General features: G+C 68.4%; 24 protein-coding genes and 1 pseudogene. 14 read left to right on the top strand and 11 right to left on the bottom strand.

The genetic code is table 11. The features are described 5' to 3' along the window. Positions 1-160, bottom strand: a pseudogene (locus F3J15_RS22495) (DUF2760 domain-containing protein); the annotation flags it as partial. 251 nt (positions 161-411) lie between these two features. Continuing rightward, positions 412-852 carry an Rrf2 family transcriptional regulator gene (locus tag F3J15_RS22490; RefSeq protein ID WP_166894129.1) on the bottom strand — a complete coding sequence of 147 codons (441 nt, stop codon included), beginning with the start codon at positions 850-852 and terminating at the stop codon, positions 412-414. A gap of 151 nt (positions 853-1,003) precedes the next feature. Here F3J15_RS22490 and F3J15_RS22485 point away from each other — a divergent pair, with 151 nt between their 5' ends. The 5 genes from F3J15_RS22485 to F3J15_RS22465 all read left to right on the top strand — a co-directional run bounded on the left by F3J15_RS22485 (position 1,004) and on the right by F3J15_RS22465 (position 6,077). Further along, the gene (locus F3J15_RS22485) at positions 1,004-1,918 is read left to right on the top strand and encodes an NAD(P)/FAD-dependent oxidoreductase (protein ID WP_166894127.1); all 915 of its coding nucleotides are present in this window, start codon (positions 1,004-1,006) and stop codon (positions 1,916-1,918) included. Positions 1,919-2,032: 114 nt separating this feature from the next. Beyond that, a complete protein-coding gene (locus F3J15_RS22480; protein WP_166894125.1) occupies positions 2,033-2,992 on the top strand; it encodes a LysR family transcriptional regulator in 960 nt (319 codons plus the stop codon). Positions 2,993-3,120: 128 nt separating this feature from the next. Then, on the top strand, positions 3,121-4,251 hold the full coding sequence (locus F3J15_RS22475; RefSeq protein ID WP_166894123.1) for a DSD1 family PLP-dependent enzyme: 1,131 nt from the start codon (positions 3,121-3,123) through the stop codon (positions 4,249-4,251). A gap of 109 nt (positions 4,252-4,360) precedes the next feature. Continuing rightward, positions 4,361-5,332: an ornithine cyclodeaminase family protein gene (locus F3J15_RS22470; protein WP_166894121.1), complete on the top strand. Its 972-nt coding sequence runs from the start codon at positions 4,361-4,363 to the stop codon at positions 5,330-5,332. A 22-nt stretch (positions 5,333-5,354) separates the two neighbouring features. Next, the gene (locus tag F3J15_RS22465) at positions 5,355-6,077 is read left to right on the top strand and encodes an HAD-IA family hydrolase (protein WP_166894119.1); all 723 of its coding nucleotides are present in this window, start codon (positions 5,355-5,357) and stop codon (positions 6,075-6,077) included. Between the two features lie 128 nt (positions 6,078-6,205). On the opposite strand, the gene F3J15_RS22460 is transcribed toward F3J15_RS22465, so the two are convergent. Both F3J15_RS22460 and F3J15_RS22455 read right to left on the bottom strand, forming a co-directional pair. Further along, the gene (locus tag F3J15_RS22460; RefSeq protein WP_166894117.1) at positions 6,206-6,823 is read right to left on the bottom strand and encodes a glutathione S-transferase family protein; all 618 of its coding nucleotides are present in this window, start codon (positions 6,821-6,823) and stop codon (positions 6,206-6,208) included. An 88-nt stretch (positions 6,824-6,911) separates the two neighbouring features. Continuing rightward, positions 6,912-7,280, bottom strand: coding sequence for a hypothetical protein (locus F3J15_RS22455; protein WP_166894115.1), 369 nt, complete (start codon positions 7,278-7,280; stop codon positions 6,912-6,914). 81 nt (positions 7,281-7,361) lie between these two features. On the opposite strand from F3J15_RS22455, the gene F3J15_RS22450 reads away from it, so the two are divergent. Next, positions 7,362-7,829: a MarR family transcriptional regulator gene (locus F3J15_RS22450; RefSeq protein WP_046549281.1), complete on the top strand. Its 468-nt coding sequence runs from the start codon at positions 7,362-7,364 to the stop codon at positions 7,827-7,829. 36 nt (positions 7,830-7,865) lie between these two features. Here the strand turns inward: F3J15_RS22450 and F3J15_RS22445 are convergent, their stop codons facing one another. Next, the gene (locus tag F3J15_RS22445) at positions 7,866-8,459 is read right to left on the bottom strand and encodes a TetR/AcrR family transcriptional regulator (protein WP_166894113.1); all 594 of its coding nucleotides are present in this window, start codon (positions 8,457-8,459) and stop codon (positions 7,866-7,868) included. Positions 8,460-8,576: 117 nt separating this feature from the next. Here F3J15_RS22445 and F3J15_RS22440 point away from each other — a divergent pair, with 117 nt between their 5' ends. The 4 genes from F3J15_RS22440 (at position 8,577) to F3J15_RS22425 (ending at position 11,973) form a co-directional block, all read left to right on the top strand. Beyond that, positions 8,577-9,629 (top strand): saccharopine dehydrogenase NADP-binding domain-containing protein, encoded by a 1,053-nt coding sequence (locus F3J15_RS22440; protein ID WP_166894111.1) that lies wholly within the window; start codon positions 8,577-8,579, stop codon positions 9,627-9,629. Beyond that, on the top strand, positions 9,626-10,387 hold the full coding sequence (locus tag F3J15_RS22435) for an isocitrate lyase/phosphoenolpyruvate mutase family protein (RefSeq protein WP_166894109.1): 762 nt from the start codon (positions 9,626-9,628) through the stop codon (positions 10,385-10,387). Before F3J15_RS22440 ends, F3J15_RS22435 begins: the two co-directional genes overlap by 4 nt. A gap of 134 nt (positions 10,388-10,521) precedes the next feature. After that, complete coding sequence (locus tag F3J15_RS22430) at positions 10,522-11,079, top strand: carboxymuconolactone decarboxylase family protein (protein ID WP_166894107.1); 558 nt, start codon at positions 10,522-10,524, stop codon at positions 11,077-11,079. Positions 11,080-11,127: 48 nt separating this feature from the next. Then, the gene (locus F3J15_RS22425; RefSeq protein WP_166894105.1) at positions 11,128-11,973 is read left to right on the top strand and encodes a helix-turn-helix transcriptional regulator; all 846 of its coding nucleotides are present in this window, start codon (positions 11,128-11,130) and stop codon (positions 11,971-11,973) included. A gap of 30 nt (positions 11,974-12,003) precedes the next feature. Here F3J15_RS22425 and F3J15_RS22420 read toward each other — a convergent pair whose 3' ends face one another. Then, positions 12,004-13,215: an MFS transporter gene (locus F3J15_RS22420; protein WP_069250822.1), complete on the bottom strand. Its 1,212-nt coding sequence runs from the start codon at positions 13,213-13,215 to the stop codon at positions 12,004-12,006. A gap of 70 nt (positions 13,216-13,285) precedes the next feature. Between F3J15_RS22420 and F3J15_RS22415 the strand changes: the two genes are divergently transcribed. After that, entirely contained in the window at positions 13,286-14,335 is a 1,050-nt protein-coding gene (locus tag F3J15_RS22415; protein ID WP_166894103.1) for an AraC family transcriptional regulator, read from the top strand. Positions 14,336-14,429: 94 nt separating this feature from the next. Here F3J15_RS22415 and F3J15_RS22410 read toward each other — a convergent pair whose 3' ends face one another. Together F3J15_RS22410 and F3J15_RS22405 are read right to left on the bottom strand one after the other, a co-directional pair. Next, positions 14,430-14,597: a hypothetical protein gene (locus F3J15_RS22410; protein WP_166894101.1), complete on the bottom strand. Its 168-nt coding sequence runs from the start codon at positions 14,595-14,597 to the stop codon at positions 14,430-14,432. A 56-nt stretch (positions 14,598-14,653) separates the two neighbouring features. After that, a complete protein-coding gene (locus tag F3J15_RS22405) occupies positions 14,654-16,552 on the bottom strand; it encodes a DUF3857 domain-containing protein (protein ID WP_166894099.1) in 1,899 nt (632 codons plus the stop codon). A 342-nt stretch (positions 16,553-16,894) separates the two neighbouring features. On the opposite strand from F3J15_RS22405, the gene F3J15_RS22400 reads away from it, so the two are divergent. From F3J15_RS22400 to F3J15_RS22390, 3 genes are all read left to right on the top strand, one after another. Beyond that, on the top strand, positions 16,895-17,080 hold the full coding sequence (locus F3J15_RS22400) for a hypothetical protein (RefSeq protein WP_166894097.1): 186 nt from the start codon (positions 16,895-16,897) through the stop codon (positions 17,078-17,080). A 76-nt stretch (positions 17,081-17,156) separates the two neighbouring features. Continuing rightward, positions 17,157-17,432 carry a hypothetical protein gene (locus tag F3J15_RS22395; protein WP_166894095.1) on the top strand — a complete coding sequence of 92 codons (276 nt, stop codon included), beginning with the start codon at positions 17,157-17,159 and terminating at the stop codon, positions 17,430-17,432. A 45-nt stretch (positions 17,433-17,477) separates the two neighbouring features. After that, positions 17,478-17,636: a hypothetical protein gene (locus tag F3J15_RS22390; protein WP_166894093.1), complete on the top strand. Its 159-nt coding sequence runs from the start codon at positions 17,478-17,480 to the stop codon at positions 17,634-17,636. A 113-nt stretch (positions 17,637-17,749) separates the two neighbouring features. Here F3J15_RS22390 and F3J15_RS22385 read toward each other — a convergent pair whose 3' ends face one another. The 3 genes from F3J15_RS22385 to F3J15_RS22375 form a co-directional block, all read right to left on the bottom strand. Continuing rightward, positions 17,750-18,070 carry a DUF1840 domain-containing protein gene (locus tag F3J15_RS22385; RefSeq protein ID WP_166894091.1) on the bottom strand — a complete coding sequence of 107 codons (321 nt, stop codon included), beginning with the start codon at positions 18,068-18,070 and terminating at the stop codon, positions 17,750-17,752. A 318-nt stretch (positions 18,071-18,388) separates the two neighbouring features. After that, on the bottom strand, positions 18,389-18,820 hold the full coding sequence (locus F3J15_RS22380; RefSeq protein ID WP_166894089.1) for a DUF3617 family protein: 432 nt from the start codon (positions 18,818-18,820) through the stop codon (positions 18,389-18,391). Positions 18,821-18,881: 61 nt separating this feature from the next. Then, positions 18,882-19,883, bottom strand: coding sequence for an OmpA family protein (locus tag F3J15_RS22375; RefSeq protein WP_166894087.1), 1,002 nt, complete (start codon positions 19,881-19,883; stop codon positions 18,882-18,884). Positions 19,884-19,986: the final 103 nt, after the last annotated feature.

Genomic DNA, 19,986 nt, shown 5'->3' with positions numbered 1-19,986 from the left:
CCGGGGCTGGTGCAGCGGCGGGTGCCGGCGCGACCGGTGCCGGGGCGCCATCGCGCACGCGCAGCACGCCGGCCGCGAACTCGCGGTTGCCGAGCACGGAGAAGAACGTGCCGACGGCCAGCGACAGCCGGCCGAAGAAGGACAGGTTGGATTCGGGCATGAGGTCTGGACTCCTGTGGGCTCGCGACATGGCGAGCGTTTCTTGCCTGGGCGCCCGGCGGCGGCGTGCGGATTGCGCACTGCCGCCGCCCGGCGCGTGATTCGGTCGCGCCCTCTCGGGTGCGGAAAACCCGTATTTTGCCCTGTGGCGGGCGAACCGGGCAGAAGTTGGGGGACAGAACATCGCGGTGCAGCGTTTTCGGCCGCGCACGACGGCACGTCGGGCGCGATCGGCCGCGATGCTGCGGCGCGTCAGCGCGGCTTGCGCCGCTTCGCGTGCTTCGCCTCGAAATCGCGCGACAGAATGCCGAGCGTGACTTCGCCGAAGCGGGCGAGCAGCGTCGTCTCGGCCTCCTTCAGCGTGGCCGACAGGTGCGCATTGACGGCCTGCTCGACCAGGCATTCGGCCTCATCGTCGGTCACGAGATCGGAGAACAGCGGCGGCTCGCCCACCGCGCGATAGACGTCGAGCAGCGTGATGTCGTCGAGCGCGACGCTCAGCACCCAGCCGCCGCCATGCCCCTTCTCCGACTGCACGTAGCCGCGGTCGCGCAAGCCGCCGAGCAGCCGCCGCACGACGACCGGGTTCGTGCACAGCATCGTCGCGATCGCTTCGGACGTCATCGGGCCGTCGACCTGATCCATGTGGATCAGCGCATGCAGCATGCGCGACAAGCGGCTATCGGTTCTCACGAGCGGTGCTCCCCTCTCTCGAAACTTTTGAAGTTGCGTGAATGATACCATCGCCCTATCATGCAACTTCTCGTGTTTCGTGAGTTGCGTTGAGTCGGCCACCCTCGGAGCACGTCCGTCATTCACGCAGGTTCAGGAAAGGAGTGGGTGCATGCATGACCATCATGAAGTGATCGTGATCGGCGGCAGCTTTGCGGGGCTGTCGGCCGCGATGCAGCTTGCGCGGGCGCGCCGCCGCGTGCTCGTGATCGACGCCGGCCGGCCGCGCAACCGCTTTGCCGCGCACGCGCACGGCTTTTTCGGGCAGGACGGCAAGCCGCCCGCGCAGATCGTCGACGAAGCCGCCGCGCAGCTCGCCGCGTACCCCACCGTGCAGCGGATCGCAGGCGACGTGCGCACGGCCGAGCGCGATGCGGACGGCCGCTTTCACGTGACGCTGGCCGACGGCAGCCGCGCGAGCGCCGACCGGTTGATCCTCGCAACCGGCATCCGTGACGCGTTGCCCGCGCTGCCGGGGCTTGCGGAACGCTGGGGCGTCAGCGTGCTGCATTGTCCGTATTGCCACGGGTACGAGGTGAGCGGCCAGCGGCTCGGCGTGCTCGCCACGCATCCGCTGTCGGTGCATCAGGCGATCCTGATTCCGGACTGGGGCCCGACGACGTGGTTCACGCAGGGCATGGTCGAAGCCAATCCAGAAGAAGCCGCGTTGCTCGACGCGCGCGGCGTGCGTATCGAGCCGTCGCCGGTCGTGGAAATCCTCGGCGATGCGCCGCGGATCGATGCGTTGCGGCTCGCCGACGGGCAGGTCGTGCCGATCGATGCGCTGTTCGTCGGCGCGCACACGGCGATGGCGAGCGATCTGGCGCAGCAGCTCGGCTGCGCATTCGACGACGGGCCGCTCGGCCCGGTCGTGCGTGTCGATGCCTTGAAGCAGACGAGCGTCGACGGCGTATTCGCAGCCGGCGACGCGTCGACGCCGATGAGCAATGCGACGTTCGCGTCGGCGTCGGGCGTGATGGCCGGGGTCGCCGCGCATCGGTCGCTGATTTTCGGGCTCGGCCGGTAACGGTGCGTGGCGTCGCGGGCCGTGTCATTCGAAGCGGCCAGGCAATCCGATTCGATGCGCGACCGACGCGATCCACAGCCGCATCGATGGATTCGCGGCGCGATGTGCGGTTTAATGCTCGACACATCCGGCATTAAGAGACATGAAATGCTCGACCTCGACGACCTTCGACTCGTACGCGCGATCGGCACGTCGCGCTCGCTGGCTTCTGCCGCGCGATTGCTCGACCTCACGCCGCCCGCGGTCACGATCCGCCTGCAGCGGATGGAAGCGCGATTGAACGCACGGCTCGCCGTGCGGCAGCCGAAAGGGATCGCGCTGACCGACGAAGGGCAGCGGCTGTACCAGGAAGCCGTCGACATCCTCGAGCGCGTGGAGGCGCTGCCGGTCAGCATCTCAGGCGACCACGGCGATGTGCGCGGCACGCTGCGCGTCGTCGCCCCGCTCGGCTTCGGCCGAAAGTACGTCGCGCGGATCGTGCGCGACGTGCAGCGCGCGCATCCGAAGCTCGACATCGCGCTCCACCTGTCGGAGAGCCCGTTGACCAGCGCGTCGGGCGCCGACGTGGTCGTTCACGTCGGCAGCCTCAAGTCGTCGTCGTGGATCGGGTATCCGCTCGCGCCCAACGAACGCTTCCTGTGCGCGAGCCCCGCCTACGCACGTCGCATCAAGGAACTGAACCATCCATCCGACCTGGCCCGCTACGACTGCCTGTGCCTGCGCGAAAACGACGAGGACATCCCGCGCTGGCGCTTCTCGCAAGGCGGCGACGTCAAGGGCGAACCGCGCCGGTCCGCCGTGATCCGCGTCAGCGGCGCGTTGTCGTCGAACGACGGCACCGTCATCACGGAATGGGCGCTGGCCGGGCTCGGGATCGTCGAGCGCTCCGAGTGGGACGTCGCGCCGCTGCTGGCGAACGGCAAGCTCGTGCGGTTGCTGCCCGACTGGCACCTGCCGCCCGCCCCCGTGACAGCGCTGCTGCCGTCGCGCACCGGCCGCTCCGCGCGGCAACGGGTGTTTCTCGAAGCCGCGACGCGGTTTCTGAGCCCGCCGCCGTGGCGCGGCAAGGCGTGAGCCGAGGCACGACCCGCACGATCCAGTCGATTAAGCAGCGTTTAATGCTGGATTAGCCATGCGTTAAACACGGGGCCCGGCGACACCCCTACAGTGTTCGCATCGGCAACCCTCCGAGGCAACGCATCGTGGACCTTCAAACCCTCAACACCCCGGCCGCCCTGATCGACGTCGGCCGCATGCAACACAACATCGGCCGCATGCAGGCGCATCTGGATGCGCTCGGCGTCAGGTTCCGGCCGCACGTCAAGACCACCAAATGCACGCACGTCGTCGATGCCCAGATCGCGGCCGGCGCGCAGGGCATCACCGTGTCGACGCTCAAGGAAGCCGAACAGTTTTTCGCGCACGGTATCCGGGACATCGTCTACGCAGTCGGCATGGTGCCCGCGAAACTCGGCCAGGCGCTCGCGCTGCGCCGGCAGGGCTGCGACCTGAAGCTGGTCGCCGACAGCCTGTCGGCCGCGCACGCGATCGCCGAATTCGGGCGCGCGCACGGCGAGCGCTTCGACGTGTGGATCGAGGTCGACGTCGACGGCCACCGCTCGGGGATTCCGCCCGACGCCGACCTGCTGATCGACGTGGGCCGCGCGCTCGTCGACGGCGGGATGATGCTCGGCGGGGTGCTGGCGCACGCGGGCTCCAGCTACGAATACAGCACACCCGACGCGCTGGCGGCCATCGCCGAGCAGGAACGCAGCCGCACCGTGCGGGCGGCGGAGCGCCTCCGGGCCGCCGGGCTGCCCTGTCCGGTCGTGAGCATCGGCTCGACACCCACCGCCCTCGCGGCGGAACACCTCGAAGGCGTCACCGAGGTGCGCGCCGGCGTGTACGTGATGTTCGATCTCGTGATGCACAACATCGGCGTGTGCGATCTGTCCGACATCGCGCTGTCGGTGCTGACCACCGTCATCGGGCACCAGGAAGAAAAAGGCTGGGCGATCGTCGACGCAGGCTGGATGGCGATGAGCCGCGACCGCGGCACGCAGCGCCAGGCGCACGACTTCGGCTACGGGCAGGTCTGCACCGAACACGGCGACGTGCTCGGCGACTACGTGATGAGCGCCGCCAACCAGGAGCACGGGATCGTGTCGTGCTCGGGCTCGCCCGATGCCGGCATTGCGCAACGGTTTCCGATCGGCACCCGCCTGCGCATCCTGCCGAATCACGCGTGCGCCGCCGGTGCGCAACATCCCGAATATCAGGCGATCGGCGAAGACGGCGGCGCGCAGACGTGGCCGCGCTTCTACGGGTGGTGAATCCGGCCGCGCATCCACGTCGCCTCTTCGACGCATTGACTATTTGTCCAAATCTGGACAAAATTTAAACTACCCCGATTAGCCTGGCGCCGAAAGCGCTTGCCAGAACATGCCGACCGACGACCGACTCCTGCTTCTCGACCGCGATACCGTCGCGCCCGCTCTCCAGGCCGCACAAGTGACGGCGGCCGTTCGCGAAGCCTTCGTGCTGCATAGCCAACGGGCCGGACGCGTGTTCCCGGTGGTGCGCGAGAAACTGCACACCGGCGGCGTGTTCGGCATCAAGTCGGGCGATGTCGCGAATCAGGATCTGCTCGGTTTCAAGGCGGCCGGATTCTGGCCCGGCAACCGCGGGCTCGGCGGCGAACCGCATCAGGCCACCGTCGCGCTGTTCGACCCGGCCACGGGCCGACCGCTGTGCATCATGGACGGCAATGCGATCACCACCGCGCGAACCGGCGCCGCCGGCGGCCTCGGGCTGCAACTGCTCGCGCGTCGCGACAGCGCGCGACTCTGCGTGTTCGGCACGGGCGTGCAGGCGCGCGTCCAGCTCGACTACGCACTCGGGCTGCTGCCGCAACGGTGCACCGTGCAGTACGTGAACGTCAGCGGCGAGCCCGACCCGGTGTTCGAATCGGCCTTCCGGGAACGATGCACGATCGGCGTGGCGCGCGACCGGAACGACGCGGTGGCCGATAGCGACGTGGTCATCACGGCAACGCCTGGCGGCGGCCCGCTGTTCGACGCGGATGCGGTCCAGCCGGGCACCCACCTGACCTGCGTGGGCGCCGACACCGCAGGCAAGCGCGAGCTGCCGGCAGGCGTGCTGGAACGCGCGCGGATTTTCGTGGACGATCACGATCAGGCGCGCAGCATCGGCGAATGCCAGTGGGCACCGGATTTGCCACGCACCGAAATCGGTGACATCCTCGCCGGAACCGCGACGGTCGACCGCGCGCCGCACGAGATTACCGTCTTCGACATGACCGGGCTCGCGCTTCAGGACCTGACCGTCGCACGCTTCCTGTATCGGCAGGCCCTCGAAAACGGCACCGGAATCTCCATTCCGTGGCCCTGGTAAACGAAACTCCCCGTCAACCTCTATGCGTCTCACCCAAGTTTCCGCGCTCTCGTTCGACCTGGACGACACCCTGTGGCCGTTCGGGCCGTCCGTCGTACGGGCCGAACGGGAGCTTCGCACGTGGCTGATCGAGCACGCGCCCGGTACCGAGCGTGTGCTGCCCACGCAGCAGGCGCTCAGCGACCTGCGTGAGGAATACGAACGATTGTGCCCCGACCTCGCCGGCGACTTCCGTGCGATGAGAATCGGCTCGATCCGGCTTGCGCTGGAGCGCGCGAACGAAGACGTCACGCTCACCGACCGTGCGTACGCGGCCTTCTATGCCGCGCGCAACCGGGTCGAATTCTATGACGATGCGTTGCCGGCGCTCGCGTGGTTGAGCACGCGGTTTCCGTTGATCGCGGTGACCAACGGCAACGCAGATCTGCGGCTGACCGGCGGCGGCGAATTCTTTCGTGCAACGCTCAGCGCGCAGGCGTTCGGGGTCGCGAAACCCGAGCCCGGGATATTTCATGCCGCGGCGGAAGCGCTCGATGTTCAGCCGGCGGAACTGCTGCATGTCGGCGACGATTACCACCTCGATATCGTCGGCGCATTGAACGCGGGGCTTCAGGCAGCGTGGGTGGTGCGCGATACGCATCCGGAAGCGGAGCGTGTGCAGCAGCAGGCCGCGACGCCGCACGTCACGCTCAGCGACCTGTCGATGCTGTGCCGCATGCTCGGCGGGCCTGACGACATGGCGTGAGCACCTGCGTGCGCCGCGTTCGCGACGCACGCTTCACCAATCTGAAACGCGGCGAGGCTGCAGCTCGCCGACTGCACACGCGCAGCGGTCGACCATGCCGATGCAACGCATGACCGGCCACCGCCCGTTCACGCCGCCTTGCGCGCGTCCGCGATCCGCTGCGGCGCCTTCGGCCGCGCATACAATCGTTCGAGATAAGCACGCAATTGCGGAAACGATTCGATCAGGTTGCACTCGCCGGCCCAGTCGATCAGGTAAGCCGTCACGCAATCGGCCACCGTCAGCGTGTCGCCGACGATGAACTCGCGCCCTTCGAGATGCTTGTCGAGGATCGTGGCCATCGTCCTGAAATCCTCACGCGCCAGTTCGATGTCGGCCGGCGAGCGCTTCTCCGGCGGATAGATGAACGAGTGCCGCGTGATCCGCCACAGCGGCTGCTCGAGCTCCGTCACCGCGAACATGACCCACCGGTAAGCCTCGGCCCGCAGCGCCGGATCGACCGGCAGCAGCGCCTTCTCCGGGTACTTGTCCGCGAGATACAGCACGATCGCGGCCGATTCGGGAATCACGAGGTCGCCGTCCACCAGCACGGGCACCTTGCCGGCCGGATTGAGGCGCAGGAATTCGGGGCGCTTGTGCTCGCCCTGGAGCAGGTTCACCGAGATGAACTCGAAATCGGCATCCAGCTCTTTCAGCCCCCACAGCGCGCGTTGCGAGCGGGTGCCGGCAAATCCGTAAAGCTTCATCGCCAGTCTCCATCCAGAATGTCGGGAAAACTTCCATCTGCCGGCCACGGCGCATCGCCGATACACGACGCGTGGCCTCGCGCGTCGTTCACGCGCCGGGAATCGCCAGCACCGGCATCACGTCGATCGCCACGCCCGGAAACAGCGTGAAATGCGGATGACCTTCGAACAGCGCGGCCGCGGCTTCGTGCGAGGCCGCCCGCACGACGGTGAAGCCGCTCATCGCGTTCGCCGTGTCCGTGACGCCGGCGGCATCGATGGTCTTCGTCTTGCCGAGCGGCCCGCCCATCTCGACGATCGCGTCGCGATGCCGGTCGACCCACGCATGCCAGGCAGCGATGCCGTCGCGCTCGCGCGTACGCCGCTCCTCGTCCGGCAGCGCCATCCACGCCTTCATCGCCGGGCTGTCCTTGGTCCCGAGAAATACCGCGAGATACAACTGCTGTTGCGCACTCATGCTGTCCCCTTCGGTGACGGACGCGACGGGCTGCCGCGCCTCGACCTTGACAAGATAGGTTGATATCAACACAATTGCAACATGGCACGAAAAGAAAAGCTCCCTTTCGAAACGACGCTGATGGTGCGCGATTGCTGCCTGTGCCTGCACATGCAGCGCGCGGCGCGTAATCTTGCGCGGATCTTCGACGATGTGCTGCGCCCGCTGGACCTCACCAACGGCCAGTTTTCGCTGCTGATGTCGCTGAACCGGCCCCAGCCGGCGCCGATGAAATCGGTCGCGTCGCTGCTCGCGATGGACCGCACCACGCTCACGGCCGCGCTCAAGCCGCTCGAGCGGCGCGGCCTGGTCACGATCATCCAGGATCCGGACGACCGGCGCAGCCGCCTGCTCGAACTGACGCAGGCCGGCCACGACCTGCTGGCCGAAGCGTTTCCGCTGTGGCAGCAGACGCATGCCGAGATCGAACGGCCGTTCGCGCCGGGGGAAGTCGATCAGTTGCGCGGCCAGTTGCGCGCGCTGTCGGTCGATCCGGCCGCGCGCGATTGAACCGAACCGGCGCGCGGATCGCTGCGGCCAGGCGGCTTACTTCCGGCCCTTCTTCGGCAGCAGCAGTTGCGCGAATTCCTGCAGGAAGGCCACGGGCCCATGCGCATGCAGCGCCTGCCCGCTGCTCAGCGCGCCGTCGATCACGGTCGCGAGCCGCAGTGCGAAGGTTTCCGGCTCGTCGACACCCATCGCCTCCGCCAGCTCGGTCAGCCGGCGCCGCAATTCCTGCTTGTGCGCGACGGCCACCTTGCGGGCCGGATGGTTGCCGTCCGCGTATTCGGCGGCGATGTTGATCTGCGGGCAGCCGCGATAGCCGGGGCGCGCAATGCGTTCGCCGATCCATTGCAGCTGCGCATCCAGTTCCTCGCGCGGCGAGCGCCGGTACTGCGCGGCCACCGCATCCCAATGCGCCCAGAAATCGGCGTCCTCGCGCAGCAGGAACGCTTCGATCAGGTCGTCCTTCGTCGTGAAGTAACGATAGAGACTCGTCTTCGCCACGCCCGCCTGCGCGACGATCAGGTCCACGCCGACCGCGCGCGTACCCTCCCGATAGAACAGCTCGCTGGCCGTTTGCAGAATGCGTTCGCGCGTATCGGGCGCGTTCCCTGGTGTGCCTGTTTCCTTTTTCATCCCGACCCGGCCGTGCTGGCCGCCCCTACCGCAACAGTGATCGGATCATAGCACCGCGCGCTTGACGACGCTACAGGTCTGTACTATAAAACAGACCGTTCTGTAGCGGAGTTGATCATGGACGATCGAATGACGGTTGCAGTCTATGGCGCCACGGGTCATACCGGGCGGTTTGTCGTCGCGGAGCTGGCGCGGCGTGGCCTGCGCGCGATCCGCATCGGCCGCGATGCCGCGCGGCTCGCGGATGACGGCGGCGATACGGCGCTCGCGCTCATGCGCGTCGCCACGATCGACGATCCGGCCGCGCTCGACGCCGCGTTGCGCGGCGCGGATGCGGTGATCAACTGCGCGGGTCCGTACCTCGATACCGCTTTGCCGCTGGCCGATGCCGCGCTGCGGGCCGGCATCCCCTATCTCGACCTGACCGCCGAGCAGCCGTCGGTGCTGGCGCTGGCCGAACACAGCGATGCGCGGGCGCGCGCCGCGGGCGTGACCCTCGTGCCGGCCGCGGCGTTCTATGGCGGCCTGGCCGACCTGCTCGTCACGGCCGTCGTGGACGAGCACCAGCCGATCGAGCGCGTCGATGTCGCAACCGGGCTCGACCGCTGGCATCCGACACGCGGCACGCGCGTGACGGGCGAACGCAATCGCACGGTGCGGCTCGTTCAGAAGGACGGGAAGCCGACGCCGGTGCCGTCGACCGCACGCGAACGCGCATGGCCGTTCCCGCCGCCGATCGGCCGCGTCGACGTGACGCTGCTGCCGTTTTCGGAAGTGATGACACTGTCGCGTCACCTGCGCATCGATACGATCGAATCGTGGCTCGCCACCGTCGCGCTGCGCGACGTGCGCGATGCCGCCACGCCGCCGCCCGAGCCGACCGACGAGATGGGCCGCTCGGCGCAGCAGTTCGCGATGGACGCGATCGTCGTGCAGGGCGGCACGACGCACCGCGCGACGGCGTCCGGGCAGGACATCTACGCGGTCAGCGCACCGATCATCGTCGAGGCAGCCGTGCGCCTGATCGCGGGCGACACCGTGGTGTCGGGCGGCGTGCGCAGTCTCGGCGAGCTGTTCGACGCGCGCGATTTCCTCGCGGCGCTCGATTCGGTGGCAGTATCGTTCGGCACGACAACCGATCCGGTTTTCAACCAGGAGACACAGGCATGAGCAGCAATGAAAAGGGTGCGCATTTCCGGTCGCTTCACCGCGCGGGCCAGCCGCTGGCGCTGTTCAACGTGTGGGACGCCGGCAGCGCGCGCACGGCGGCCGACGCGGGCGCCGTCGCACTGGCAACCGGCAGCTGGTCGGTCGCAGCAGCCAACGGTTTCGTCGACGGCGAGCAGATGCCGCGCGCGCTGATGATGGACGTGCTCGAGCGGATCACGCGCGCGACCGACCTGCCCGTCACCGTCGATCTCGAAAGCGGGTACGGCGAGCGGCCGGAAGATGTCGCCGAAACGATCGCGCTCAGCATCAAGGCCGGCGCGATCGGCTGCAACCTCGAAGACAGCTTCCCGGCGACGGGCGAATTGCGTGACGTCGACGCAGCGGCGGCCCGTCTCGCGGCAGCACGGCAGGCTGCCGATCGCGCGAGCGCAGACTACTTCATCAACGCGCGCACCGACGTGTTCTTCACGGCGCCGGCCGACACGCACGACGAGCGCCTGCTCGACGCCACGCTGGCCCGCGCACGCGCATATGCCGCGGCCGGTGCCGATGGCCTGTTCGTGCCGGGGCTGCGCTCGCCGGCACTCATCCGCGCGCTGACGGCCGCGTCGCCGCTGCCGGTGAACGTGATGCGCGTCACGGAAACGCCGACGCTCGCCGAATTCGCGGAATACGGCGTGGCCCGCATCAGCCACGGACCGTATCCGTACCTGCAGGCAATGAAAACACTGGCGGAGATGGTCAGGCAAGGCGGCTGACAGATTCGCAAAACGGACGGCGTCACGCGCGCACCGAACGATTACATCCCATGTAATTGGCGCACGACACGACCGCTCCTACGCTTCGGGTGTCGCGCCGCCATTCCGGCGGCGCTCATCGCCCCGGAGACATCATGTCCGCCTATCCGCTTCATACGATCGACTCGGCACCGGCCGCATCCAGGCCCGTCCTCCAGCAGCTCCAGCAAACCTTCGGCATCGTTCCGAACATCGCAGCGGCCATGGCCGCGTCGCCGGTGCTGATCAACAGCTTCATCGGCCTGTTCGAGCGCGTGCACGCCAGCAGCCTCACCGAGCCGCAGATCCAGACGCTCCTGCTCACCAACGCGGTCACGAACGCGAGCGAGTGGCCGGTCGCCTTCCATACCGCGCTTGCGTTGAAACAGGGTGTGACCCACGCCGACGTCGACGCGATCCGCCATGGCGCCCTGCCCGGCGACGCGACGCTGGCCGCGCTATCGGCCACGGCGCGCAAGCTGATCGACACCCGCGGCCGCCTGCCCGATGCCGACCGGCAGTCGTTCCTCGACGCCGGCTTCAGCGCCGAACAGTTGCTGGAAGTGATCGCGGTGGTCGCCGCATCGACGATCACGAACTACGTCGGCAGCGTGACGAAGCCCGCACTCGAAGCGCCGTTCGACGCATTCGCATGGCAGGCGAACGCCGCGTGAGTCCGATATAGTCGATCGCGTCGCTCACGGAACGTCCAGGGAGGCACGATGAACGCCAGCCGCCGCGAACCGCACGCGCCGCCGCATGCACTCGGCCAGTTGCTGCGCTACTGGCGCGACGTGCGCGGTGTGAGCCAGCTCGACCTGTCGCTCGACGCGGGCATCTCGCAGCGCCAGATCAGCTTCATCGAAAGCGGCCGCAGCGTGCCGGGCCGCGACACGCTGCTGACGCTCGCGCAGACGCTGGACGTGCCGCTGCGCGAGCGCAACGCGCTGCTGCTCGCGGCCGGGTATGCACCCGTGTATTCGGAAGCGCCGTGGGATGCGCAGGAGATGCAGGGCGTGATCGGCGCGCTCGAACGGGTCGTGCGCCAGCACGATCCGTTTCCGGCGATCGTGATGGATCGCCACTGGAACGTGTTGATGACCAACGACGCGGCGCCGCGCTTCTTTGGCTGCTTCATCGACATGGCCGCACGCGACGGCCCGCGCAACCTGCTGCGCCTGATGTTCGATCCACACGGCATGCGGCCGTTCCTGGCCGACTGGGAGACGGTGTCGCGCAGCTTGCTGCAGCGCGTGCATCGCGAATCGGTCGGCCGCGTGATCGATGACGACACACGGAAACTGCTCGACGACCTGCTCGCCAGCCCCGATGCGCCGCGCGACTGGAAAACGCCGCCGACACCGGCCGCCGCGCCGTCGCTGCCGGTCATCCCGATCGGCTTCGTGCATGAAGGCGTCGTGCTGCGTTACTTCTCGCTGGTCACGACGGTAGGGACGCCGCAAAGCGCCGCCGCGCAGGAACTGCGCATGGAGTGCATGTTCCCCGCCGACGACGCGACCGAAGCGCGCCACCGGCAGTTGCTCGACACGCACGCACCGGTGCGCTGAGCGGCGGGCCGGGCGGCCCGCCGGTGCCGGTCATTCCGCCAGCGCGGACACCACGCCGACACGCTTCGGCACGCCGGTCACGATCGTCGCGACCGCGACGGCCAGCACGACGGCTGCGGCAACGAACACGCCGGCCGCCCCGTTCGCGTCGAACACGACGCCACCGGCTGCCGCGCCCGTCGCGATCGCGAGCTGGATCGCCGCGACGATCAGCCCGCCGGCGCTCTCGGCTTCATCGGGCACGGTGCGCGTGACCCACGTCGACCAGGCGACGGGCACGCCGCCGAACGCCATCCCCCACAACGCGACGAGCACCGCGTCGATCATCGGCGCACGGCCGAGTGCGACGAGCGCGACGCCGAGCACGACCATCAGCGCGGGCATCCCGATCAGCATCGGCCGCAACCGGTGTTCGAGCACGCGGCCGGCGAGCGACGTGCCGACGAAGTTCGCGATGCCGTAGCCGAGCAGGATCGCCGACAGCCCGTTCACGCCGACGCCCGCGACCTGTTCGAGGAACGGCCGCAGGTACGTGAAGAACGCGAAGTGCCCGGTGAACACGAGGATCGTCGCGAACATGCCGAGGCCGACGGTCGGCCGGCGCAGCACGTCGATCAGCGTGCGCAGCCGCGTCGTGCCGCTCGGCGGCATCGACGGCAGCGTGAGGATCTGCGACACGAACGCGATGCCGCCGAGCGCGGCCGCGATCAGGAACACGTTGCGCCAGCCGATCAGGTGACCGAAGTAGCTGCCCATCGGCGCGGACGCGATCGTCGCGACCGCCACGCCGCTGAAGATAATCGACAGCGCACGCGGCACCATCGACGTCGGCACGAGCCGCATCGCGGTCGCGGTCGCCATCGTCCAGAAGCCGCCGAGTGCGATGCCGAGCACGACGCGGCCGATCAGCAGCATCGTCAGGTTGGGCGCGAACGCGACCGCCAGGTTCGACGCGACGAGCAGCACCGAGAACACGAGCAGCACGCGCCGCCGGTCGATCGTGCGCGTCAGCGCCGAGATCAGCAGACTCGTGACGAGCGCGACCGTCGCGGTGGCGGTGACGGCCTGCCCGGCCACGCCTTCGGTCACGCCGAGGCTGTCGGCCATCGGCGTCAGCAGGCTGGCCGGCAGGAATTCGGCCGTGACGAGCCCGAAGACGCCGAGCGTCATCGCGAATACCGCGCCCCAGGCCGGTTCGCGAGGGGCCGCCGTCGAGGCGGCCGTGGAGATTCCGGGATTCATGCGTGGTTCCGTGTCGGTTAGGGAAAGTACTGATAAGGGCGTATCGTAAGGAACCACGTCAGGACGGTCTATGACATACAATCCGTTCTTGTTGATCGTTCGTCCGAATCTCGCTATGTCCGAGCCCCTGCTTCCGCCCATCCCCGACGTGCACGACCTCGTCAGCGAGCTGCTGCTGGGGATGCGCCTGAGCGGCGTCCAGTACCGCCGCATCCAGGTCGCGCGGCCGTTCGGGCTGAATTTCGGCCACGTGACGGGCCGCGCGCAGTTCCATTTCGTTGGGCGCGGGCCCGTGCTGCTGCGCGACGCGTCGGGCGACACGATGCGGCTCGAAGCCGGCGACGCGATCCTGCTGCCGCACGGCGGCATGCACGCGCTGGTTTCCGACCCCGATGCACCGTGCCGCGAGATCAACGGCTTCGAGGTCGCGAAGATCTGCGATACGGTCGCGTCGGTGGCGTCGGCCGGCGTGTCGCCCGCCCGTTGCGCGACGACCGAGCCGGGCGCCGGCGATGCGCTGATCTTCAGCGCGTGCATGGAGCTCGATCTCGGCGGCATGCAGCCGCTCGTCGGCACGATGCCGGAGTTCATGCACGTCGGCACGCTGCTCGCGCGCTACCCGGAAATCCGCCCGATGCTCGATGCAATGGAGCGCGAAGCGTGCTCGGCCCGCGCGGGTTTCGCGGGCATCCTCGCGCGGCTCGCGGATGTGGTCGCCGCGTTCATCGTGCGCGGCTGGGTCGAGTGCGGATGCGGTGATGCAACGGGCTGGGTGCAGGCGCTGCGCGAACCCAAGCTCGGCCGCGCGATCGTCGCGCTGCATCGCGATCCGGGGCGCAACTGGAGCGTGGCGGAACTCGCGACCGAAGCGGGCGTGTCGCGTTCGGTGTTCGCCGAGCGCTTTCTCGCGGCCACCGGGATGACGCCGGTGCGCTACCTGACCGAGCTGCGGATGCGGCTCGCCGCGCAATGGATCACGCGCGACCACGAGACGATCGAGGCCGTCGCGTACCGGCTCGGCTACGGCTCGCTCGCCGCGTTCAGCCGCGCGTTCAAGCGCGTGGTGGGCAAGCCGCCGGGCGCCGTGCGCGCGGACGGCGAGGTGCGTGTCGAAGCGTAATGCGTGACGTGGCGCGCGTCACGCTTCACGCGTGATGCCGGCCGCGGCCGCCACGCGTCGCTCCCATTGCCTTCACACGTGATGCCAGCGCCGTTCAGTCACTGCGCGCTTCCAGCTTGTCGACCAGCGCCGTCGCGCACTGCACGGCAAGCGCCGCGCACTGCTCCGCATCCACGACTGCGCCGCTTGCGACGGTGCCCTGCACGATCCGGCCCAGCAAATCCTTCGAGAGATCGGCGATCTCGTAGTCCCGTTCCGTCATGATGTCCCTCCTGCGCATCGATCAATTGCCTCGACGCGCGCACTTCCCCTGCCCGTTCAACGCCCTTTCGCCCGCACGACGATCTGCGCCTGCGTGTCGCGTTCGATGTGTTCGAGCGACGCGCGCAGCGCCGTGAATTCGTCAGGCGTGCACACCTGACGGCCGAAATCCGCGGTCATCCGCCGCGTGACCTGCACGACGCGCGCGGCCGCGTCGAATACGTAATGCGACGTGAAGTCGACGAAGCGGTCGTGCACGGCCGTATCGGCCGGCAGGTCGGTCACCGCGACGTCGGCCGGCAGCGCGATCTGGCCGGTCTCGTCGAACGTGCCGCCGATGCAGCCCCACGGCTGCGTGCGCACGGGCTCGGCGAGCCAGTTCTCGACCTGCGTCGCGATGCCGCCCGTCAGGCTCGACAGCGCGGGCAACGCGGTCGTGCCGTCGGGCCACACGAAATGATCGAGCGTGCCCGACATCGTCACGTCGAACGGCCCGTCGGTGACGCGCCGGTCACTGGTCGACAGCTCCGCGCGGCCGCGCAAGCCGCTTTGCCGCAGCCGGTTGTTCGCCAGCTGCGCGATGCCATCGGGCGTCGCGCGGCGAAACAGGTTGCGTTCGAGTTCGGCCGTCCAGCCGTCGTCCTCGGTGTACGCGTGAAAACGCGTGGCGCCCGGCCCCGCGGCGTCGATCTCGACCCGCGCGATGCGGCCGCGCGGTTGCGTGGCCGGCGTACGCGACAGCACGCCCGTGTCGACCAGCAGCGCGGGACGGTCCATCACGATCGGCGGCAGATAGCCGAATGCGATGCCGGCCGTCGTCGTGTCCGCATAGCGCGCGAGATCGGGCAGCCACGTGATCGCGTGATTGATCGCACCGCCGCCGTAGCCGGGCACCGACGCCAACGTGTAAACGGACCCGAGATTGAGCAGCACCGGCTCGCTGCGGATGCCGACCGCCGCGAGCAGCGCGCCGAACAGCGCGACATGATCCTTGCAGTCGCCGTAGCGGTTGCGCAGGATGTCCGTCACGCGATGCGGCGCGGCGGCCGTTTCGCCGAGAAACAGCCCGACGTAGCGGATGTTCGCCTGCACCCAGTCGTACAGGATGCGCGCCTTGTCGCGCGGATCGGCGACACCAGCGGTGAGCGTGCGCGCCAGCTGCGCGACGGCCGGATCGTCCGCACCCGGATCGACCGCCGCGTTGCGGTAGCGCGCGGCGAACGCCGCATAGTCGGGCAGCGTCGAGACGACGAGCCGGTCGCCGTAGGTCGCGTAGCCGACCGCGCCGCTTTCGATGCGGTCGTACGGGCCGTGCCGGTAGTCGAATTCGTAGCGCGTGCGGCCGTTCGCGGTGACCGGCGGCAGCGCGACGTAGCCGCGCGCATCCGCGTACAGCGGCATGTCGGCCGGCACGTCGAAGATCAGCCGCTGGCTGTCGACCGGCTCGCGCGACGGCTCCACGGTATAGCCGAAGTAGCCGCGGTTGACCGGCTTCGTGCGGGTCTTGCGGAACGCCACGCGCGTGCTCGATCCGGCTTCGACGCCGGGGAACACGACAGTACGCAGCAGCCCGTCCTGGAACGTCGGCGCGCCGGCCGAGCGCGGCTCCTGCACGTCGCGGATGCCGTCCGCGCCGACCGGGTGCGCGACCCCGTCGCGGCCGATCGTCTCGGCCGCGAGCAGGTCCACCTTCTCGAGATTCTTGTCGAACCACACGTAGCGCTGCGCGACCGCGTCGATGCCGTTCGCATTGTTCGCACGCAGCGTCGAGTCGTCGTGCTCGTCGAGCGAACCGTCGTGCTGGATCACGAATTCGTGGACATCGCTGACGAGCGTGACGGGCGCGCCGGTGCCCGAATCGCCGTTGTCGCGCACATCGGCCACGGCAGCACCTGCGCCGAACGCGATCGCGCAGGCGAGCAGGCGGCCGGTCCAGCGGGAAGGAAAAAGCACCACGTCGAAGCTCTCCGCGTTCGTTGCCGGGCGCCAGGGCCGCGCGCCGGCGCGGACGGTTCGATCCGCATGACGCGCACGTGACCGCTCGCGCGCCCCGTGCCCGTCGTGCGAACCAGTGTGGGTGACGTGCCGGCGAGCGTCAAGCCGCGCGGCGGCGAGCGGGCTCGCGTGCATCACCCGCTTCGCCACGCCGGTATGCCGCCCCCGTGCGCCCTGTCCCGGGCGAGCGGGCTTTTTTGTATCACGTCGCGACATATAATTCAGTCAGATCCTCCATGCGTGCGACGTCGACGGAATGACACGCCGCCGGACACGACACGCCGACATGGGGAAGGAGGCATCATGCCGATCATCAATAGCGACTTCGAAGTGGGTTACCTCGTGATCGCGTTCACGCTGCTGGGCCTGGTCCTGTTTGGCGCACTGCTGACGGCGCTACATCTACGGTGGCATCCGAGACTGGTCGGCGCCGCGATCGGTGCGTTGCTCGGCATCGCGCTGATCGAAGCGATACCGATGCTGACGTGAATACCGCCCGGCGCCCATTCGTCCGATCACGCGCTGCGCGGGGTCGGAACGACCGGCGCCTGCCACGGTGGCCGTCATGGCTTCACCGCTCTGCCTGACCTATCGCCAGTGCGGGATTCGCGCGGTCGCGCTCGTCGACCCGGTAGCCGGCGAAGGGCTCGAACTCGGCGCGCTGTACGAGCCGCTCGCCGTCGTGATCTGGCACGATGCAGACGGATGCCACGAGGCGCACCTGCTCGATCCGAAGCATCACGTATTCCGCAACGACGCGGACGCAGTCAGGATCTCGATCGCGCTGGCCAAGCGCTTCATCGACACGATGCTCGCCGGCACGTTCATGCCCGCCGGCTGACGGCCGGTCGCGGCGCCCTTCGTCCCGCGTCATGCTGGAGGCGACATGGAAAACGGTATCGTCCAGGCGCTCTTGCTGCTCGCGCTCCTCGTGTTCGCGGTGCTGTTCTTCACGGCCGGGCGCGGCCGCGACCGCGTGCGCGACAGGCTGCTGCACCGGCCCGCGCGACGCTCGTCACGCTCGCATACGCATCATCATCCGTAGTCGCGTGACGCGCCGCGCAAAAAAATCGGCCGGCGGCCGCGCGTCGAACGACGCACACGCCGCCGGCCTTCCAGCGGAGGTCCGGTCCCGCGAGCGGCACGCGCGATGCGCGCCTACACGCCCCACATCACGTGCCGGCCCTGTTCGTGCGCCGCACGCATCATGTCCAGCAACGGCCACGCGCGCTGCGCGAGCCCGCCCGCATGCGGCGACACGTCGTCGCGCAGCGCCTGCGTCGAATGCTCGTGTGAGCGTTCACGCGCCGCATCGTCCCTGATGGCCTGTTCGAGCCGCGCGATCGCACCCGGCAACTCGTCGGTGGAAATCACGCCGCGGACGTCAAGCCCCTTGCCGACCAGCCCGAGCAGATACTGCGCCAGATCGCCCAACATCACGATGTCGGGTGCGGCGGAGGAGCGAAACGTGATCAGCATCGTCATTTCCCCATGTCGTCGCCGCGAACCGTACGGCGCATCGTGCCGCCGGTCGCGGCGAGGCCCCGCGGCCATCCTGCTGCGCGTGAGCGCCGCCCGTTCTTCTGAACCGGACGTTCGCCCGGCACGATGCGCGCGTCGCGCGGCCGGGTTCGTTGGTGGCGTGGAGGCCGGATGGCACGAAGGCCTGCTTTGATTTTATGTCGCATTGTGATGCAATCAAGCGCACGGCCCCTGAATGGCCACAATCTTGTGGCGAATGCGCGGACGGGCGCGGCACGCGGCGTGTGACGCGCGCGACGTCATCCCTTGCCCCGGCTACTTGCAGTCGCCCACGCGCTTGCCGCGCCACGTCCACGCGAGCGTGTACGCGCCGGCCTGCGCGTGTTGCCCGTGCAGCTGCCCTTTCAGGTCGTAGCGCGTCGGCGTGACGGCGCCCGTCACCGTGCCGTTGCCGCGCCCCTGTTCGTTCGCACAGGACAGCGCGACCTTCAGCGTCGTGCCCGCGTAGTCCCAGTTCGTGATCGTGCAGTGGACGTTGTCGCGTTGCAGGCGGGCGGCCATCGTCTTGCGCAGGTTCTTCGCATCCGCGTCGGTCAGGCACTGGTCCGGCATCGGATCGGTGCCTTGCGGCAACGGCTTGCCGTTCAGCGTGTACGCGGTGTCGTCGTGCCAGATGCCCGGCGATACGGTCTGCGCAAAGGACGCGGCGGCGAAGGCGGCGAGCGCGGCGGCTATCAGCAGTTTCATGAGTTCGATCTTCGAATGGACGACGCCCGCGCGGTCACGCGAGCGCCCGGCTGGAACGGAATTACTGCTGCACGAGCTCGACGCGGCGATTCTGCGCGCGGCCCGCGTCGTCGGCGTTGGACGCGACCGGCGACAGCGATGCGACGCCCTTCGCGACCAGGCGCGCCGGCGCGATCCGGTACGTCGTCGCGAGCGCCTGCGTGACGGCCTCCGCGCGCTTCTGCGACAGGTCGACGTTGTGCGCGAGCTGCCCCTGGTTGTCGGTATGCCCGACGATGTAGACCTTCAGCGCCGGGTTCGCCGTCAGCAGCTTGGCCATCTCGTCGAGCTGCGCCTTCGACTCGGGCTTCACCTGCGACTTGTCGGTGTCGAAGTAGATGCCGTACAGCGCGATCTTGCCCGTCGCGGCCAGCCCCTTCTGCAGCGCGCCGGCATCGACCACCTTCACCTGCCCGGTCTGCATCGGCTTCACCTCGACGACTTCCTCATAGACGAGCGTGCGCTTGTTCGACGCCGAATCGTCCATCACGTGCACGAACACGTACGCATCGCCCGACGCGCGCGGCAGCTTCGCGAGGATCGTTCGGTGCTTGTCGCCAAAGTTCGCGTCACCGAAACCGGCCTTGCGCATGCGCCCGGAATTGATCACAAGGCTCTGGAAATCGCTGCCGCCGCTCTTGCCGCACTGTTCCGCCGTGCAGCGAAACAGGATCTGGAAGCCGCCCTTCTGCAGCGCATCGAGATAGTTGCGCTCGACTTCGAGCGTCGACTTGTCGCCGCCGATCACATAGCTGATACGCGTGACCTTGCCTTCCAGGTTCAGCCCTTTCGCATTCTTCTCGTCGTCGATCGGCTGGTTCGGCAGGAACGCCTCGTCGAATGCCGTCTGCGAATAGGCCTTGATCGTCGCACCCGCGAAGCGGGTCAGCAGCGGATGGTCTTTCGAGCCGGGCACGTCGCCGGCGGCGCACGCGAGCGCGGAAAGCGACAGCAGCACGGCGGCGGACAGCGCGCGCGGGACGTGGCGCAGGAAACGGGGAGTAGTCGTGGCGACGGACGTCATGAAGTCTCTCGGAATGGATTTGTTGTGGATTCGAAGCGCGCGAATCTTACCAAATCTTTCCGACGAAACCAGCGAATTGTTTTCTATTGCTTAAGATCTGACG

The sequence above is a fragment of the Burkholderia sp. Ap-955 genome, assembly GCF_011753045.1.
In the GTDB taxonomy this organism is placed as follows: Bacteria; Pseudomonadota; Gammaproteobacteria; order Burkholderiales; family Burkholderiaceae; genus Burkholderia; species Burkholderia lata_D.
Note: the sequence above shows the minus strand (reverse complement) of the source record. Positions and strands in the feature narration are given on the sequence as shown.